Below are 12,058 nucleotides of genomic sequence, written 5' to 3' on the forward strand. Positions count from 1 at the left end.
CCGGAGCGTGTCATGTCCTCGAAGCGAACCACCTTGCCGAGCCGGTCCCAGGCCATTCGCAAGCGCGCCGGGCGCATGCCACGGCTGCCCTGGGTGGTCGCCGGCATCCTTGTAGCCGGCCTGCTAGGCTGGCTCCTGTACCGCACGCCCGGTGCGCCGGCACCGCACACGTGGCCCGAGGTCGCGCAGGCGCATCCGGCCGGCCCACCCTGGCGTCACGGCCCAGCCGATGCGCGCTTCACGCTGACGCTGTACGCCGACTTGGAGTGTCCGTTCTGCAAGGCCTACTACCCGACCCTGATGGCCTGGATCGATGCCCATCCCGAAGCCAGCCTGCGGTGGCATCACCTGCCGCTGGCGATGCACGATCCCGAGGCGAGTCGGCTGGCCCGCGTGGCCGAGTGCGCAGGCGAAGCGCAAGGCCACGAGGCCTTCTTCGGTGCCATCGCATGGCTCTACCAGAACACCCGGGGCGATGGCCAGGGGCTGCCCACCGATCAGGCCTGGCCAGGTCTGACGACCGCCATCCGGGCCTGCCTGGAAAGCGATCGCCCTGCAGCCATCGTTCGCGCGCAGGCCGACGAGGCCCTGCGCAGCGGCATCAACGCCACGCCCACCGTGCGGCTTGACGACGACCTGACCGGGAAATCGCTGCTGCTGCACGGTCCGGTCGAGGGCGATGCGCTGCTGTCGGCTCTGGACTTGGTCGCGTCGGAAGAAACTGTTGGACCCAAGGCATCCGAATCACCGAAAAGCGATGCCACTCTGACCGAGCGTCGCGCGAGATAGCATGATCATCAAGGCGGCAACACTTCCCGCCCTGCCGGTTCATTCGCTGTTCTGCGGCTCGATAGCTGCGGCAATTCTTGCCAGTAGCTCGGAGCGGTCGAAATAGACCTCGTTGCGGCGAATCTTTCCTTGACCGTCCAGTTGCACCAGGCACACGCCGACCACGGTCAACACCTCGCCGCCGACCGGGATGTCCGCGCGCCATTTGTTGAGGAAGCCATCCTCCATGGGGATGCCCTCGACCTGCGTCCAGACCCACGCCGGATTGCGCGCCAAAAGGCGCTCGAAATAGCCCAGCAACGCGGGCTTTCCCCGTAGCCCTTGGGGTACGGCAGGGTCGAGATAGAAGGCATCCTCGGAATAGAAGGCAGCCAGCCGCTGGGGATCGTTGCCGGTCCAGGCAGGCAGCCACGCCTGCGCAAAGCGCCGCGCTTGCTCCACATCGAGGGCGTTCATCATGATGTGCCGGGCCGGCCCGGGACGCGCGTCATCGGTGCGCCGCCTTGCGGGTACCGCTGTCGATGGCCTTGAGTAGCGCTGCACCAAGCACCGACTTGAGCACGCCGCCGAGGACGAAGGGGGCCACGCCCACGGCGATGGCTTTCTGCACGCCAACCATCGCGGCCAGCCAGGCGCCGCCGAGCAGCAGGCACAGGGCGTTGCCGATCAGCATCGCCGCGAAGGCCAGCACGACGCGCCCGCCATGCCAGCCGCGTTCGACCAGCCAGCCGGTCAGCGCGCCGGCCACGGGAAAGGCCAGCAGGTAGCCGCCCGTCGGTCCCAGGAAGCGCGCCAGGCCTCCCGTGCCGCCGGCGAACACCGGCAAGCCGAGCGCGCCCTGGGCCAGCCAGACGAGGATCGTCAGGCCACCCAGGCGCCAGCCGTACAGTGCGCCGACCAGCGTGACGGCCAGCGTCTGCATGGTCATCGGCACCGGCACCATGGGCACGCTGACGTGGGACGACGCGGTGAGCACCAGGGTGCCGAACAGCACCGCCAGCACCTTGGTAGCGGTGGACTGTTCGCGCAGCCAGCGGGTTGTGTCGAGGGTCCCGAGGGTTTGGGTCGAGGTTGAGGTCATGGGTTCTCCTTCATGAATGGCGGTACTGGCCGCCGGGCGCATCCTTGCGCGGACACCGGAAACGTCATCGATCCTGCTTGCCCTGCAGGCAGATCAGCGTCTGCTGGCCGAGCGCCACCTGGGCCCGTCCCTGTTCGGTGACGCCGAAAACTTCGAGTTGGCAGATGGTCAGGGTGTGTCCGGAGCGCACCACCGTGCCGACCGCTTCGAGGTAGTCGCCCTGCGCGGGGGCGAGCAGGTTGATCTTGAACTCGACGGTCAGCACGGAGCTGTCCGGTGGAAACAACGTGAAGCCCGCGTAGCCGCCGGCCGAGTCGGCGATGGCGCTGGTGCCCCCGGCATGGAAGTAGCCATGCTGCTGGGTGAGGGTTTCGCGGAACGGCAACCGGATGCTGACCCGTCCGCGCGCAACCTCGTGCAGTTCGGCGCCCAGGTGGTGCATCAGGCCCTGGCGGGCGAAGCTGTCGCGGACGATTCGCTCGACCTGGGGATCGAGCGGCAAGGATGGGGCGGCTTGGGTCATCGTTCTAAGGTTCCTTTGCAGTGGAGAGGGGGGTTGAATCGAGGTGGCCGCTTCTCCAGGAATGCACGCATGCCTTCCTCGTGGTCGGGCAGCGAAAGGGTGTGGTGGAAGGCGGCCCGCTCGCGGCGTAGTCCTTCATCCATGGGCAGGCTGGCGCTGGCACGCGCGGCCTGCTTGATCAGGACCAGCACCTCGCCCGACAGCGACGCCATGTCGGCGGCGAGCCGGCGGCCCTCTTCGAGCAGATGGTCGGGGGCACGATGCGCGAGACCAGCCCGCTGCGTTCGGCCTCCCGGGCGTCCATGCGGCGCCCGGTCAGCAGCAGGTCCAGCGCCTTGGCCATGCCGAGCAGGCGCGGCAGGCGCTGGGTGCCGCCTGCGCCGGGCATGGTGCCGACGCGAACCTCCGGGTGGCCGAACACGGCGTTCTCGGCCGCCAGCACGATGTCGCACATCTCGACCAGTTCGCAGCCGCCGCCGAGCGCGAAGCCCTGCACCAGCGCCACCACGGGCTTGGGGAACGTGCCCAGCGGCGCGCAGCAACCGGCGAAGTCAGTGGCGCGCGCCTGCTCCGCGCTGATGCCGAGCATCTCCTTGAGATCGGCACCGGCCGCGAAGTGTTCGCCTTCGGCGCGCAGCAGGACCACCCGCACGGCGGCGTCGGCCGCCAGCCTGTCGAGGTGCGCGGCCATCGCGTCGGTCAATGAGCGGCACAGGGCGTTGCGGGCTGCCGGCCGGTCGATGACCAACTCGGCATAGCCGTCTGGGTGCGACGCGCATCGAATGAAATCGGAAGACATGGGTTCTCCTGCGAGGAACCGCCCGAAGTGCCGGGCCGTCATCGATTCGGCAGCGCCGGGCAGTACCTGCGAAGTCTGCTGCGCGATGACGCTTGCGGCCAAGCGCGAATATCTCAGGTGGGACTGAAAATTTCTCGCTGGAGCCGACGCCATGCCCGGCCCAGAATCAATTCGCGGACGGGCCTCGTCTTTCCCTCAACGCCCCGGTACTCCCCGTCCCAGCGAACTCCCATGGAACATACCGCCCTCGTGGCGCTGATCGTCTACGCCTTCGTCATGTCGATCACGCCCGGTCCCAACAACGTGATGCTGATGTCCTCGGGCCTGCTCTTCGGCCTGGGCCGAACCTGGCCGCACCTGCTGGGCATCCCCGCGGGCGTGATGGTGCAGCTCGGGATCACCGGCGCCGGCCTCGGTGCGGTGTTTGCCCTCGAACCTCGCCTGCAGGTCGCATTGAAGGTCGTGGGCAGCCTCTACCTGCTCTGGCTGGCCGCGCGCCTGTGGCGCGCGGCCGAACTGGAGGAGACCGAAGCCGGCCGGCCCATCGGCTTCATGCAGGCGTTGGCCTTCCAGTTCGTCAATCCGAAGGCCTGGCTGATCTCGGTGACGGTGGTGTCCACCTTCCTGCCGCCGGGCGAAGGCTACGCACTGCGCCTGCTGGTGGTCAGCCTGGTGTTCGCCGCCATCGGACTGCCCTGCATGCTGGTCTGGGCCGCCTTCGGCGCCGGCCTGCGGCCCTGGCTGCGCGACCGCGCCGTCGCTCGCGTGGTCAATCGTGCGATGGCGACCCTGGCCGCCCTGACCGTTCTTCTCTTCTGGATGTGATGCCATGACGACACTCTCTCATGATCAACTCCGGGCCCATGCGCTGGCCTGGATCGACGACTGGAACCGGCGCGACGTGCCGGCGGTGCTGGCCGCCTACGCCGACGATGCACTGTTCGTGAGCGCGCTGGCCCAGCCCTATACCGGTGGCACGCGGGTACAAGGCAAGGACGCGCTGCGCCGCTACTGGCTGGCCGCGCTCGCCGACAGGCCGGACCTGCGGTTCGAACTCATCTCGGCCATCTGCGATGTCGAGGCGCAGACCGTCGTCGTCCATTACGTGGCGCAGGCCTGCGGCAAGCGCACGCGCATGTGCGAGATCATGCGCTTCGAGAACGGGCGGCAGGTCCATGGCGAGGCTCTGCACGGCGTCCCCGCCGAGGAGGACACGCCATGACGGCACTGCTGCGCGCCGTCCGGACCGACGACGGCAACCGCTATGACTGGGGTGGGGTCTGCCTGGGCTGGCGACTGCTGGAACTGCAACACATGCAGGTGCGGCAGGAATGGATGCCCGCAGGCGGCGCCGAAGCACCCCACTGGCACGCCAGGGCGCACCAGTTCTTCTACGTGCTCAGTGGCCACCTGCGCCTGAGCACGTCCGACCAAGACGTGCTGCTGGCAGCCCGTCAAGGCGTGCATGTCCCGGCCGGCACTCGCCACATCGCCGCCAATGGTGGCGACGAGGACGTGAATTTTCTGGTGTTCTCCAGCCCCAGCACGCAGGGCGACCGCATCGAATCGACCTCGGCCGCCGAACCGGATCGCCATCGCGACTCGGAGCCTGCGTCATGACCGTTTTCGCCATTGCCCAACTCACCATCCACGACCGGACCGCCTACGACCGCTACCAGGCGCGCTTCATGGAGGTGTTCCGCCACCACCGGGGACGTCTGCTGGCCGCGGACGAGCAGCCTCGCACCATCGAAGGCACCTGGCCGCACCAGAAGCTCGTGCTCATGTCCTTTCCCGACGAAGCCGCCTTCCATGACTGGGCGGAATCGGACGAGTACCAACGCATTGCCCAGGATCGCATGGCCGGCGCGCAGGCCGTGGTGCTGCTGGTCCAGGGTCTCGCTGTGAATGACTGAGCCCATCGACATTCGCGCCGCCGACGGCTATGCACTGGGTGGATTCGCCTGGCGCCGCCCCTGCGATCCACGACGCCCGCATCCGGTCGCGGTCATCAACGCTGCCACCTCGGTGCGCTGCCGGTACTACGGGCGCTTTGCCGACTGGCTCCACAGCCACGGATGGGACGTGGTGACCTACGACTACCGCGGCATCGGCGAATCGCGACACCGTGGGCTGCGTCGGCTGCAGGCCGACTGGATCGACTGGGGGCAGCACGATTTCGAGGGTGTGCTGCAGTACCTCGCCTGGCGATTCCCCGGCCAGCCGATCGACGTGGTCGGCCACTCCGCTGGGGGCTTCGTGATCGGGCTGGCCGCGTCCGCACACCGCGTGCGGCGCATCTTCACCATGGGGGCGCAGTACGCCTACTGGCGCGACTATGCGCCCGCCGCACGCCGCGCCATGTTCCTGCGCTGGCACGTGGCCATGCCGCTGCTGGCGCGGGTGCTTGGCTACGTGCCAGCCAAGCGCCTGGGATGGATGGAGGACACGCCCAAGGGCGTGGCACTGGACTGGGCACGCATGGGTCCCCGCTTCGAGGGCACGGTGCGCCGAGGCCGGGAGACACTGGAAGGTGAGCCCGAAGCCGAAATGCTGGCACGGCGCTTCGGCCAGGTGCGCGCACCGATCCTGGCGCTGGGCATCGAGGACGATCCATTCGGCACGGTACCGGCGCTGGACCGCCTGCTGGATTACTACACCGGCAGCGAGCGCCATCACCTGCGCTTGGCTCCCGCGGCCATCGAGCAGGCCGAAATCGGCCATTTCGCCTTCTTCCACGAGCGCTTCCGCGAGGCGCTGTGGCCCCTGGCGCTGGACTGGTTGCGTACCGGCGAGCCACCAACCCACCCACTCGGCGCACTGAAGCATCGACCTGCGGACGATCCGCAAGCAGCGGGAGCCACGACATGAACACGAACCTCGCCCCCTCGACAGCATCGGCAAACGAGCGCCGATCGCTCTGGATTCCGATCCTGGCCGGCGGACTGATCATGGGTTTGGCCCTCGGTGTGCGGCACGTGCAAGGCTTGTTTCTGCTGCCGGTGACGATGGATCGCGGTTGGTCGCGCGAAATGTTCGGTTTCGCGATGGCGGTGCAGAACCTGACCTGGGGTCTCGCCCAACCCTTCACCGGGATGATTGCCGACCGCTACGGTTCGGCCAAGGTCATCGCGGGCGGGCTCGTGTTCTATGCGCTGGGGCTTTTCTTCATGGTTCAGGCGCACAGCCACGTGGCCTTTGTTCTGGGCGCTGGCGTGTGCGTCGGCATCGCGCTGTCGGGCACGGCATTCGGTGCGATCTACGGCGCGCTCAGCCGCCTCGTGCAGGCTGAGCGCCGCAGTTGGGCACTGGGGCTGGCCGGCGCCATCGGTGGCCTCGGGCAGTTCGCCATGGTCCCGGTTGCGCAGGCCTTGATCGGCGGTTGGGCCTGGACGGGTGCGCTGCTGATTCTGTCAGTGGTCATGGCGTTGCTGCTGCCGCTGGCGTTCCCGATGCGCGACGCAAGCATCTCGAACGCGGTGGTCGGCACGGAGCTGTCGATGAAGGCGGCGATCGGTGAAGCCTTCCGCCACCGCGGCTTCTGGCTGCTGAACCTGGGCTTCCTGGCCTGTGGCTTCCAACTCGCCTTCATCGCCACGCACCTCCCAGCCTACCTGCTGGACCGGGGCCTGGCCGCTACCGATGCCGTCGCCGCGCTGGCGATCATTGCGCTGACCAATGTGGCCGGCACCTACCTGCTGGGGCTTTGGGGTGGCACGCTGCGCAGGAAGTACCTGCTTGCAGGCCTGTACCTAGCGCGCACGGTGGCGATGGCCCTGTTCGTCCTGCTGCCGCTCAGCACATGGGGCGTTTACCTGTTCGCTGCAGTGATGGGGTTCCTCTGGCTCGGGACGGTTCCGCTGACCAATGGCCTGGTGTCTCAGATCTTCGGCGTGCGCTACATCACCACATTGTTCGGTTTCGTCTTCTTCGGCCACCAGTTGGGATCATTCTTCGGTGTCTGGCTTGGTGGCCGCATGTTCGAGGCAACTGGGTCGTACCTGAGCATCTGGCTGCTGGCGATTGCGCTGGGCCTGCTGGCGACGGTTCTGCACTGGCCGATCGACGACAGGACCATCGTTCGCGCCGATCCACGGTTGGCGACTTCATGAGGCAAGACCGCGAATGGTTCAGGCGCTGGGCACCGCTGGCTGTGCTGCTGGCTGCGGGCGTGCTGGTGTTCCGCGCCTGGCTGTCGATGGAACTGCTGTGGGTGTGGTTGGAGCAGTGGTCCTTCTGCGGGTGAGCGGGACCTGACGAGAACTTCGCACGACCATGAGCGCTGATCGTGTCGCTGACTGGCCAAGGTCAAGTGGCTGGCCGTTGCCTCAACCATGCGACGACATCGTCGGCATTCCGGTCCGGCGGGAACACAGGATAGAACACATGCTCGATCACGCCATCGCGCGCAATCAGGGTCAGTCGCTTGAGCAGTGCCAGGCCTTGCACCTCGAAGACCGGCAGACCGAGCGCGGTTGCGAATGAAAGGCGGTTGTCGGACAGCAACGGGAAAGGCAGGTGGAGGCGCGCCACCGCCTCGCATTGGTACGCGGTGTCCTGCGTCGACACGCCGAACAATTGGGCGACGCCCAAGGACTTCAGTTCGGCGAAATGATCCCTGAAGGCACAGGATTGCGGGGTGCAGCCCCGTGCTCCTGGAATCTCGTCCCAGCCTGTAGGCAGTGCGATATCCGGCCGGCCCGTCATCGGGAAGAGATAAAGCACCGTGCGTCCGCGCAGGCGCGAAGGGTCGACACGGCCACCATCCGTCGATGCCAGTTCAAGCGTGGGCAGGCGCATGCCCGCGAGGTGGCGGGCGCCGCCATCATCCTCCGGCTGCGGAAGACGCGACCAATCGACCTGCTGCAGGTTATTCATGGCTTCACCACCGCTCGCTACCGGCCAGCCAAAGCACGTAGCTCTTCCAGCCGGCGGGTTCGGCGAAGCGCGCGTAGGCCCGGATGGCATCGGGGTTGTCCTCGGGGACCAGCCAGCGCAGATGGATCCAGGCGCGTGATCGACCGGTATCGGCGATGGCCGCGATGAGCCGCTGAGCGAGTCGTTTTCCGCGCGCGGCGGGCAGGACGTACAGGTCGTCGAGCTGGCCCGACCGCCCTCCGGAGATCGCCTCGGGCAGATCGAAGAACACTGCGAAGGCGACGAGTTCGTCGCCGAGAAAGCCACCCAGCACTTCCGCGATCGGATCGGCGATCAAGGCATTGGCATGAGCCAGTGCATTCGCCCCGGCGCCTTGCCCGTGGCGCATCTCGTCGCCATAGGCGGCCAGCAGGGAGGCAAGCGCAACGGCTTCATGGGCAACGAGCCGTCGAAGCGTCACATCGTCATCCGGCGGTGCTTTCTGGTCTTTCGGATATGCGGTATTCATACGTGTCTATGCTGTCCGCGCTTCTGGGTTCCGAGTTCCGCTTTCCGACTGACATTGCTCGCGCAGCCAGCCGCGCAGGTTATCCAGCCGTCGATCCTCGGATAGCGCCTCGGGATAGACGAGCCAAAAGCCGACACCCGCGCTCACGGGGTGGTCGAAGACCGAGGCCAGGCGTCCGAGCCGGACGGCACTCTCGGCCAGTTCGCAGACGGCGATCGACACGCCAGCCCCATCGGCGGCCGCCTGCATCGTCAGGCCGCCCGAATCCACGCGGGTCACGACAGCCGGCTCGAACGGCCCGCCGGGCAGGCTGTCCATCCAGCGCTGCCAAGTGAGGCAATGCCGCGAAACGAACAGGTTGGCGCGCGCGACCTGCTTGAGGCGTTCCCGGCGCGAGCCGGTGGCAAAGCCCGGGCGCGCGTACAGATCGATGGTGGCCTCGAACAACAGGTCGGCCTGCAGGCCGGCCCACTGGCCGTCGCCATACCAGATGCCGGCATCGGCCACGCCGGCGGCCAGATCCACGTCGTCCTGCGTGGTGGAGATGTCCAGCGAGAAGCCGCGCCGCTCGAACGGATACAGGCTCAGGCGGGGCGACAGCCAGTTGGTCGCGAAGGTCGGCAGCATGTTCACGCGCAGGGGCCCGTCGCGCCGCTCCTCGCGCAAGCTGCTCACGCCCTCGGCGATCAGGGCGAAACCCTCGTTGAGGCTAGGTGCCAGCCGGCGGCCGGCGCTGGTCAATTCCAGCCGCGTACCGATGCGGCGCAGCAGTTCGACGCCGAGCATGTCCTCCAGCGTGCGCAACTGGTGGCTGACCGCCGAGGGGGTGACCGCCAGTTCCAGGGCCGCGTCCTTGATCGAGAGATGGCGCGCCGCAGCCTCGAAGGCGCGCAAGGCATTCAACGGGACAGGGATGCGCATGGGGGATTCACCCTCCTGGAAATCATTGGTCGTTCATGGACTCATTAAACCGGAAATCGTCGTCTCCACGCTCGCCGACACGAGGACCAAAACTCAGCATCGTCTGAGATTTGCTCACTCGTGCCGACGGCGAACCGGCCGCACACTGACGCCATCGACAACCTGTACAGCGGTGCGCACCATGCTCAATTCCCTTGACGATCGCGATGGCCTGATCTGGCTCGATGGCGAGCTGCTGCCCTGGCGCGAGGCGCGCCTGCACGTGCTCACGCATGCGCTGCATATGGGCGGGGCCGTCTTCGAGGGCATGCGCGCCTATGGCGGTCATGTCTTCCTCAATGCGCCTCACCTGGAACGCTTCCAGCAGTCCGCCGCGCTGCTGGACTACCACCTGCCGTGGTCGCAAGGCGAACTGACACAGGCCATCGAGGCGGTGCTGTGGGCCAACCAGCTCGACGACGCCTACATCCGCCCGGTGGCCTGGCGCGGCGCGGAGAGTGTTTCCATCGCTTCGCCGCGCGCCCGCATCCACGTGGCGATCGCGGCCTGGGACTGGCCCACGGCGGCGTCCCAGGGCCGCGCCGAGGAAGGCATCCGGCTGCAGCTGGCGAGTTGGCGGCGTCCCCGTCCTGACACCGCACCCACCGCGGCCAAGTGCTCGGGGCTGTACATGATCGGTACCCTTGCGCGCCATGCCGCCGCAGCGGCGGGCTGCGACGACGCACTGCTGCTCGACAGCGAAGGCCGGGTCGCCGAGACCACGGCAACCAACCTGTTGATGGTCCATGACGGGGTGCTGGTGACCCCATTGCCGACCTGCTTCCTCGACGGCATCACCAAGCGGCACGTGATGGGACTGGCGCGCCAGCGCGGGCTGCGGGTCGAGGAGCGGACCGTGACGCTGGACGAACTGCGCGCCGCCTCCGAGGTATTCACCGCCGGCACCTCGGTCGAACTGCAGCCGGTGGTGGCGCTGGTCGAGGATGCGGCGACCACCGAATGGCCCGTGGGGCCGGTGACGCGACAACTGATCCGGGACTTTCGCGCGTCCGTGACCGAGGCGAGCCAGGTCGGCCGGACGCTGCGGGAACGGGAGACCGGCTTGTTGGAACGGCGCCCGTGGCCCGCTCGCGTCGCCTCCGCCTTGCAGGCGCCGTAGCGCGCCATGGACCGGTACGCAGACGGACCCGCGAGAGGACAGGCACGATGCCATGCAGACTGGCTTCATACACGCCCCAGACAGTCGCGCAGTTGCGCGGCAAAGCGCGCCGCGTCCCCGGGTTCGAGCGTCGAGACCGTGACTCGCAGCGCGGGGGCCGCGGGCGCGATCGCGAAGGCATCGCCGGTTCGCACGGCCCAGCCGCAGCGTGCGAGGCTTTGCGCGGTGCGGTGAACGTCACGGTCTTCCGGCAACGGAATCCACACATTGAACCCGTCGCAGGGCTGCCTGGCGGCGATGCCCACGGCGCCGAGTGCATCGATCAGGGCCTTGCGACGCATGGCGTAGGCGGTCTTGGCCGCATGCAGGCGCGCCGTGGCCGCGTCGGATCCGAGCAGGCCGCGCACGGCCGCCTGCAGCAGGTGGCTGACCCAGGTCGTGCCGGGAGCCAGTCGCATGCCGAGCCTTGCGGCGGTCCCCGCATCGGTAGCGATGAAGGCCAGCCGCAGGTCCGGGCCGAAGCCCTTGGACACGGAGCGCACCAGCGCCCGCCGCGTGGTGGCCGCGGGCGCGATAGAGAAGTACGGCGTCTCGGCCAGCAAGGCGAAGTGGTCGTCCTCGATCACCAGCACGTGCGGATGGCGGGCGAGCACGCGGCGCAGTTCGCGGGCGCGCTGCTCGCTCAGGCCGCAGCCGGTGGGGTTTTGCGCCCTTGGTGTGCACAGCACCGCCTGGGCGCCATTGGCCAGCGCCGCTTCCAGCGCCTGCGGGCGCATGCCGTGCGCATCCATGGCCACGGGCACCGCTGCCAGGCCCGTGCTGTGCAGGATGTTGAGGCTGCCGAGGAAGCACGGGTCCTCCACCGCCACCTTGTCGCCGGCGACGAGGTAGGCAGCCAACAGACGCTCGATCGCATCGACCGCACCATGCGCCAGCACCAGACCGTCACCCTCCCGGAGATCCGCTCCGAACCACTGCCGCGCCAGCCGTTCGAGTGCTGGGTCGAGTACAGGCTGGCCATACAGCGCGGGCCGGTAGCCGCTGGCTGCCAGCGCCTGCAATGGATCGGGCAGCCAGGCCGGGTCCGGATTGCCGCTGGCCAGATCCGCCAGCGCCGAGCCGGGCTGCAGGCCCTCCTGCTCACCGAGACGCGCCGCTGGCCGGATCACCGTTCCGTTGCGCCCCAGCGTCTCGGCAATGCCTGCGGCCACCAGCTTCCGGTACGCGGCGGCGACCGTGTTGCGGTTGACGCCCAGTTGATCGGCCATCTCGCGCACGGACGGCAGTGTCTGGCCCGCGGCAAGCTGGCCCGCATGTGCCTCGCGGCGAATGCGCTCAAAGATGTCCGATGCGGTCTTTTCTGCCATTCCCGTTTGTCCCGTGACAATGTATATTTTGTC

The 12,058-nt window shown here is 67.9% G+C and carries 17 protein-coding genes; 9 read left to right on the forward strand and 8 right to left on the reverse strand.

The window, feature by feature from the left end:
* Positions 1-12: 12 nt before the first annotated feature.
* Positions 13-789 (forward strand): thioredoxin domain-containing protein, encoded by a 777-nt coding sequence (locus PVE35_RS07170; RefSeq protein WP_124128666.1) that lies wholly within the window; start codon positions 13-15, stop codon positions 787-789.
* Between the two features lie 39 nt (positions 790-828).
* Here the strand turns inward: PVE35_RS07170 and PVE35_RS07175 are convergent, their stop codons facing one another.
* The 4 genes from PVE35_RS07175 to PVE35_RS07190 all read right to left on the reverse strand — a co-directional run bounded on the left by PVE35_RS07175 (position 829) and on the right by PVE35_RS07190 (position 3,192).
* Complete coding sequence (locus PVE35_RS07175) at positions 829-1,248, reverse strand: nuclear transport factor 2 family protein (protein ID WP_236080260.1); 420 nt, start codon at positions 1,246-1,248, stop codon at positions 829-831.
* A 28-nt stretch (positions 1,249-1,276) separates the two neighbouring features.
* Positions 1,277-1,870: a biotin transporter BioY gene (locus tag PVE35_RS07180; RefSeq protein WP_034365222.1), complete on the reverse strand. Its 594-nt coding sequence runs from the start codon at positions 1,868-1,870 to the stop codon at positions 1,277-1,279.
* 64 nt (positions 1,871-1,934) lie between these two features.
* A complete protein-coding gene (locus PVE35_RS07185) occupies positions 1,935-2,393 on the reverse strand; it encodes a PaaI family thioesterase (RefSeq protein ID WP_277374229.1) in 459 nt (152 codons plus the stop codon).
* A 178-nt stretch (positions 2,394-2,571) separates the two neighbouring features.
* Positions 2,572-3,192: an enoyl-CoA hydratase/isomerase family protein gene (locus PVE35_RS07190; protein ID WP_277374230.1), complete on the reverse strand. Its 621-nt coding sequence runs from the start codon at positions 3,190-3,192 to the stop codon at positions 2,572-2,574.
* 231 nt (positions 3,193-3,423) lie between these two features.
* On the opposite strand from PVE35_RS07190, the gene PVE35_RS07195 reads away from it, so the two are divergent.
* Genes PVE35_RS07195 through PVE35_RS07225 form a run of 7 tightly spaced genes read left to right on the forward strand, consistent with a single transcriptional unit; the run spans position 3,424 to position 7,438 of the window.
* The gene (locus PVE35_RS07195; RefSeq protein ID WP_020649404.1) at positions 3,424-4,017 is read left to right on the forward strand and encodes a LysE family translocator; all 594 of its coding nucleotides are present in this window, start codon (positions 3,424-3,426) and stop codon (positions 4,015-4,017) included.
* A gap of 4 nt (positions 4,018-4,021) precedes the next feature.
* The gene (locus PVE35_RS07200) at positions 4,022-4,414 is read left to right on the forward strand and encodes a nuclear transport factor 2 family protein (protein ID WP_026353018.1); all 393 of its coding nucleotides are present in this window, start codon (positions 4,022-4,024) and stop codon (positions 4,412-4,414) included.
* The gene (locus tag PVE35_RS07205; protein ID WP_088928742.1) at positions 4,411-4,812 is read left to right on the forward strand and encodes a cupin domain-containing protein; all 402 of its coding nucleotides are present in this window, start codon (positions 4,411-4,413) and stop codon (positions 4,810-4,812) included. The genes PVE35_RS07200 and PVE35_RS07205 overlap by 4 nt, the downstream gene beginning before the upstream one ends.
* Positions 4,809-5,108: a DUF1330 domain-containing protein gene (locus PVE35_RS07210; RefSeq protein WP_024889585.1), complete on the forward strand. Its 300-nt coding sequence runs from the start codon at positions 4,809-4,811 to the stop codon at positions 5,106-5,108. Before PVE35_RS07205 ends, PVE35_RS07210 begins: the two co-directional genes overlap by 4 nt.
* Entirely contained in the window at positions 5,101-6,063 is a 963-nt protein-coding gene (locus tag PVE35_RS07215) for an alpha/beta fold hydrolase (protein ID WP_088928741.1), read from the forward strand. The genes PVE35_RS07210 and PVE35_RS07215 overlap by 8 nt, the downstream gene beginning before the upstream one ends.
* On the forward strand, positions 6,060-7,304 hold the full coding sequence (locus PVE35_RS07220; protein WP_169518324.1) for an MFS transporter: 1,245 nt from the start codon (positions 6,060-6,062) through the stop codon (positions 7,302-7,304). The genes PVE35_RS07215 and PVE35_RS07220 overlap by 4 nt, the downstream gene beginning before the upstream one ends.
* Complete coding sequence (locus PVE35_RS07225; RefSeq protein WP_176392680.1) at positions 7,301-7,438, forward strand: hypothetical protein; 138 nt, start codon at positions 7,301-7,303, stop codon at positions 7,436-7,438. Before PVE35_RS07220 ends, PVE35_RS07225 begins: the two co-directional genes overlap by 4 nt.
* Positions 7,439-7,500: 62 nt before the next feature.
* On the opposite strand, the gene PVE35_RS07230 is transcribed toward PVE35_RS07225, so the two are convergent.
* From PVE35_RS07230 to PVE35_RS07240, 3 genes are read right to left on the reverse strand one after another with little or no spacing between them, the layout of a single operon-like run.
* A complete protein-coding gene (locus PVE35_RS07230; RefSeq protein WP_277374231.1) occupies positions 7,501-8,070 on the reverse strand; it encodes a peroxiredoxin in 570 nt (189 codons plus the stop codon).
* A 4-nt stretch (positions 8,071-8,074) separates the two neighbouring features.
* A complete protein-coding gene (locus PVE35_RS07235) occupies positions 8,075-8,578 on the reverse strand; it encodes a GNAT family N-acetyltransferase (protein WP_052151668.1) in 504 nt (167 codons plus the stop codon).
* Positions 8,579-8,584: 6 nt separating this feature from the next.
* Positions 8,585-9,499, reverse strand: coding sequence for a LysR substrate-binding domain-containing protein (locus tag PVE35_RS07240; protein WP_029578117.1), 915 nt, complete (start codon positions 9,497-9,499; stop codon positions 8,585-8,587).
* 181 nt (positions 9,500-9,680) lie between these two features.
* On the opposite strand from PVE35_RS07240, the gene ilvE reads away from it, so the two are divergent.
* Positions 9,681-10,658: a branched-chain-amino-acid transaminase gene (gene ilvE / locus PVE35_RS07245; protein ID WP_009463302.1), complete on the forward strand. Its 978-nt coding sequence runs from the start codon at positions 9,681-9,683 to the stop codon at positions 10,656-10,658.
* A gap of 65 nt (positions 10,659-10,723) precedes the next feature.
* Here the strand turns inward: ilvE and ptsJ are convergent, their stop codons facing one another.
* Entirely contained in the window at positions 10,724-12,025 is a 1,302-nt protein-coding gene (gene ptsJ, locus PVE35_RS07250; RefSeq protein WP_029578116.1) for a transcriptional regulator PtsJ, read from the reverse strand.
* Positions 12,026-12,058: the final 33 nt, after the last annotated feature.

The organism is Pseudomonas sp. AA-38, from assembly GCF_029457475.1.
Lineage (GTDB): Bacteria > Pseudomonadota > Gammaproteobacteria > Pseudomonadales > Pseudomonadaceae > Aquipseudomonas.

Bases quoted from the DNA above. Each gene is read 5' to 3' on its own strand.
- PVE35_RS07185 (WP_277374229.1), bottom strand. From the start codon at position 2,393: ATGACCCAAGCCGCCCCATCCTTGCCGCTCGATCCCCAGGTCGAGCGA.
- PVE35_RS07200 (WP_026353018.1), top strand. From the start codon at position 4,022: ATGACGACACTCTCTCATGATCAACTCCGGGCCCATGCGCTGGCCTGG.
- PVE35_RS07240 (WP_029578117.1), bottom strand. From the start codon at position 9,499: ATGCGCATCCCTGTCCCGTTGAATGCCTTGCGCGCCTTCGAGGCTGCG.
- PVE35_RS07225 (WP_176392680.1), top strand. From the start codon at position 7,301: ATGAGGCAAGACCGCGAATGGTTCAGGCGCTGGGCACCGCTGGCTGTG.
- PVE35_RS07170 (WP_124128666.1), top strand. From the start codon at position 13: ATGTCCTCGAAGCGAACCACCTTGCCGAGCCGGTCCCAGGCCATTCGC.
- PVE35_RS07210 (WP_024889585.1), top strand. From the start codon at position 4,809: ATGACCGTTTTCGCCATTGCCCAACTCACCATCCACGACCGGACCGCC.
- ilvE (WP_009463302.1), top strand. From the start codon at position 9,681: ATGCTCAATTCCCTTGACGATCGCGATGGCCTGATCTGGCTCGATGGC.
- ptsJ (WP_029578116.1), bottom strand. From the start codon at position 12,025: ATGGCAGAAAAGACCGCATCGGACATCTTTGAGCGCATTCGCCGCGAG.
- PVE35_RS07195 (WP_020649404.1), top strand. From the start codon at position 3,424: ATGGAACATACCGCCCTCGTGGCGCTGATCGTCTACGCCTTCGTCATG.
- PVE35_RS07190 (WP_277374230.1), bottom strand. From the start codon at position 3,192: ATGTCTTCCGATTTCATTCGATGCGCGTCGCACCCAGACGGCTATGCC.
- PVE35_RS07205 (WP_088928742.1), top strand. From the start codon at position 4,411: ATGACGGCACTGCTGCGCGCCGTCCGGACCGACGACGGCAACCGCTAT.
- PVE35_RS07215 (WP_088928741.1), top strand. From the start codon at position 5,101: ATGACTGAGCCCATCGACATTCGCGCCGCCGACGGCTATGCACTGGGT.
- PVE35_RS07220 (WP_169518324.1), top strand. From the start codon at position 6,060: ATGAACACGAACCTCGCCCCCTCGACAGCATCGGCAAACGAGCGCCGA.
- PVE35_RS07180 (WP_034365222.1), bottom strand. From the start codon at position 1,870: ATGACCTCAACCTCGACCCAAACCCTCGGGACCCTCGACACAACCCGC.
- PVE35_RS07235 (WP_052151668.1), bottom strand. From the start codon at position 8,578: ATGAATACCGCATATCCGAAAGACCAGAAAGCACCGCCGGATGACGAT.
- PVE35_RS07175 (WP_236080260.1), bottom strand. From the start codon at position 1,248: ATGATGAACGCCCTCGATGTGGAGCAAGCGCGGCGCTTTGCGCAGGCG.
- PVE35_RS07230 (WP_277374231.1), bottom strand. From the start codon at position 8,070: ATGAATAACCTGCAGCAGGTCGATTGGTCGCGTCTTCCGCAGCCGGAG.